At 33.0% G+C, this 2,969-nt stretch carries 5 protein-coding genes; all 5 read left to right on the top strand.

Annotation, left to right across the window (positions count from 1 at the left end; translation table 11 throughout):
- Nucleotides 1–111 precede the first annotated feature (111 nt).
- On the top strand, nucleotides 112–516 hold the full coding sequence (locus tag ACQR30_RS04400; protein ID WP_429731817.1) for a sugar 3,4-ketoisomerase: 405 nt from the start codon (nucleotides 112–114) through the stop codon (nucleotides 514–516).
- The gene (locus tag ACQR30_RS04395; protein WP_429731814.1) at nucleotides 509–931 is read left to right on the top strand and encodes a sugar 3,4-ketoisomerase; all 423 of its coding nucleotides are present in this window, start codon (nucleotides 509–511) and stop codon (nucleotides 929–931) included. The genes ACQR30_RS04400 and ACQR30_RS04395 overlap by 8 nt, the downstream gene beginning before the upstream one ends.
- The gene (locus ACQR30_RS04390; RefSeq protein ID WP_429731812.1) at nucleotides 924–1,469 is read left to right on the top strand and encodes an acyltransferase; all 546 of its coding nucleotides are present in this window, start codon (nucleotides 924–926) and stop codon (nucleotides 1,467–1,469) included. The genes ACQR30_RS04395 and ACQR30_RS04390 overlap by 8 nt, the downstream gene beginning before the upstream one ends.
- Complete coding sequence (locus tag ACQR30_RS04385; RefSeq protein ID WP_429731809.1) at nucleotides 1,466–2,569, top strand: DegT/DnrJ/EryC1/StrS family aminotransferase; 1,104 nt, start codon at nucleotides 1,466–1,468, stop codon at nucleotides 2,567–2,569. Before ACQR30_RS04390 ends, ACQR30_RS04385 begins: the two co-directional genes overlap by 4 nt.
- Nucleotides 2,570–2,676: 107 nt before the next feature.
- Nucleotides 2,677–2,969: oligosaccharide flippase family protein (locus tag ACQR30_RS04380; RefSeq protein WP_429731806.1), on the top strand; the 293-nt coding region annotated here is incomplete at its 3' end.

Genomic DNA, 2,969 nt, shown 5'->3' with positions numbered 1-2,969 from the left:
GAATGAATTTTATAGACAAAACGCAACTACAAAAAATTGCAGAACCACTTAAGAAAAGTGGTTACGGTGAGTACTTATTGAAATTAATTTAAAAGATTTTACTATTGAGTTATGAAAGAATTACCACACATTCTCAAATTACCCAAAATATTGGATTCTAGAGGGAACCTTTCTTTTTTTGAATATCCAGGTCAATTGCCATTTGAAATTGCAAGAACTTATTGGATTTATGATGTTCCGGGAGGCGAAATAAGGGGTAGCCATGCGTATAAGGAACAATCAGAATTTATTATTGCCTTATCTGGAAGTTTTGATATTAATTTGAATGATGGGAAAAAAGATTTAAAATTTTCTCTTAATCGGTCTTATTACGGTCTATTTATACCAAAAATGTATTGGCGAAGGTTGGAAAATTTTTCCACGAATTCCTTGGCATTGATTGTTTCGGATAAACATTTTGATGAAGCTGATTATATCAGAGATTATGAACAATTTAAATGCCTAATAAATGAATAATAATCTATCCGTTTTTGATTGCTCTCTTATAGATTTAGGTAAGACAAGTTTTAAAGAAGGCAATCTTACCGTAGTAGAAAACCAAGGCAACTTCCCCTTTGATGTTAAGAGAATTTTTTATTTGTTTGATATCGCAGGCGGAGAGGATCGAGGGGCACATGCCCATATAAAATGTCATCAATTTTTAATTGCAGCAAGTGGTAGTTTTGAAGTGCATTTAGATGATGGCAAATATAAAAGACAAGTTTTTCTAAATAGACCAAATATTGGTTTGCATATACCGCCTGGAGTTTGGGCTTCCGAAGGAAACTTTTCTTCCGGTGCAATTTGTTTAGTATTGGCTTCTCACAATTATGATGAAATGGATTATATTAGAGAGTATGATTTTTTTTTAAAATTTAGGAACAATGGTTAAAATTCATCCTTTAGCAGACGTCCAATCTAAAAAAATAGGAGATGGAACCTATATTTGGCAGTTTTGTGTGGTACTTCCCGGTGCCGTAATTGGAGAAAATTGCAATATTAATTGTCAAGTTTTTATAGAAAATGATGTTCATATTGGTAATAATGTTACCATAAAGCCGGGAGTTCAAATTTGGGATGGAGTAACAATAAACGATAATGTATTTATTGGACCAAATGTAACTCTTACAAATGATTTGGCACCTCGCTCGAAATTGTATCCAAAGCAATTTACAGAGACATATATAAAAACCGGTGCGTCAATCGGAGCAAATGCGACAATATTAGCGGGAAATACAATAGGCGAATATTCTTTAATTGGAGCAGGCAGTGTAATAACCAAAGATGTTCCCCCTCATAGTATATTTTATGGTAATCCTGCCAAATTAAAAGGTTATATTACAAAAGATGGTTTAATATTAGATCTTCAATTGAGGTCACAAAACGGAGATCAGTATATTTTTCAGAACAACCAATTAATTTTAAGATGATTAAATTCCTAGACTTACAACGAGTCAATTTAGAATATCAAAAAGAAATTGAAGATAATATTCTTCGCGTGTTCCGCAGTGGATGGTACTTACTAGGGAAGGAATTACGAGCCTTTGAAGAGAATTTGTCCAGCTATATCGGTTCACAATATTCAATTGGAGTTGCCAATGGACTAGATGCATTGCGATTAATCTTCAGAGCTTATATTGAATTAGGATTTATGCAAAAAGGGGACGAAGTAATAGTTCCGGCGAATACTTATATTGCATCATTATTGGCGATATCGGATAATGGTTTACTTCCTGTATTAGTTGAACCCGATTTGTGCAATTATAATATCGACATTACTAAAATTGAAGAAAAAATAACAGTTAAAACTAAAGCCATTTTAATTGTTCATCTTTACGGTGCTGCTGTTTTTTCTGAAGAATTGAACGTTTTGGCTAATAAATACAATTTGAAGATTATAGAAGATAATGCGCAAGCCATTGGAGCAGAATGGATGGGAATTAAAACGGGGAATTTAGGTGACGCTGCTGGTTTTAGCTTTTATCCAGGCAAAAACTTAGGTGCTTTGGGTGATGCTGGAGCTGTTACCTGCAAAGATTCGGTATTAGCAGCTTCCGTTAGAGCTATTGCTAATTATGGATCTCAGGAAAAATATATTAATATTTACAAAGGATTAAATAGCCGTCTTGATGAAATTCAGGCAGCCGTGTTGGATGTGAAACTGAAATACATTGATGAGGATAATAAAAAGAGAAAATTAATAGCTAAGAGATACCTTTCTGAAATTAGAAATGATAAAATTATTTTGCCAATTTCCCCGAAAAATGCTTTGGAGCATGTTTGGCATTTATTTGTTATCCGTACTACCGAAAGAGCGAGGTTGCAAGCCTATCTAGCAAATCATAATATTCAGACATTAATTCATTACCCGATTCCTCCGCATAAACAAGAAGCATATAAAGAATGGAATTATTTATCTTTTCCAATTACTGAACAGATTCATAACGAAGTCTTAAGCTTGCCAATTAGCCCTGTAATGCCCATGTCTGAAGTGGAAAATGTAATCACCATCGTTAACTCTTTCGAATAATATGCAATATAATGCCTTGTTATCTTTATACAATGACCTTAATAAGGGGATAGAAAACTTTTATATTTAATACAATTTATTTTTAATTTATATTGAGGTTATAAAATATGGATAATTTATCATTGAAATCTCATGTTAAATTTGGAATGATTTGGACCACGATTGAAAGAGCATCCGTTCAAATTTGCCAGTTGGCGATAAATATAGTATTAGCGCGAATATTAATGCCAAAAGATTATGGCTTAATTGGTATGTTAGCTATTTTTATTGGGCTTTCTCAATCTTTTGTAAATAGTGGTATGGGCTCGGCCTTAGTCCAGAAAAAGAACCGATCTAATGTTGATTTTTCAACAGTATTTGTGTTCAATTTTTTCCTGAGCATTCTGGTGTATTTAATCTT

The sequence above is a fragment of the Arachidicoccus sp. genome (assembly GCF_050436765.1).
GTDB lineage: Bacteria > Bacteroidota > Bacteroidia > Chitinophagales > Chitinophagaceae > Arachidicoccus.
The sequence above is the reverse complement of the archived record's forward strand: the minus strand, read 5'-3'. Positions and strand labels throughout refer to the sequence as shown.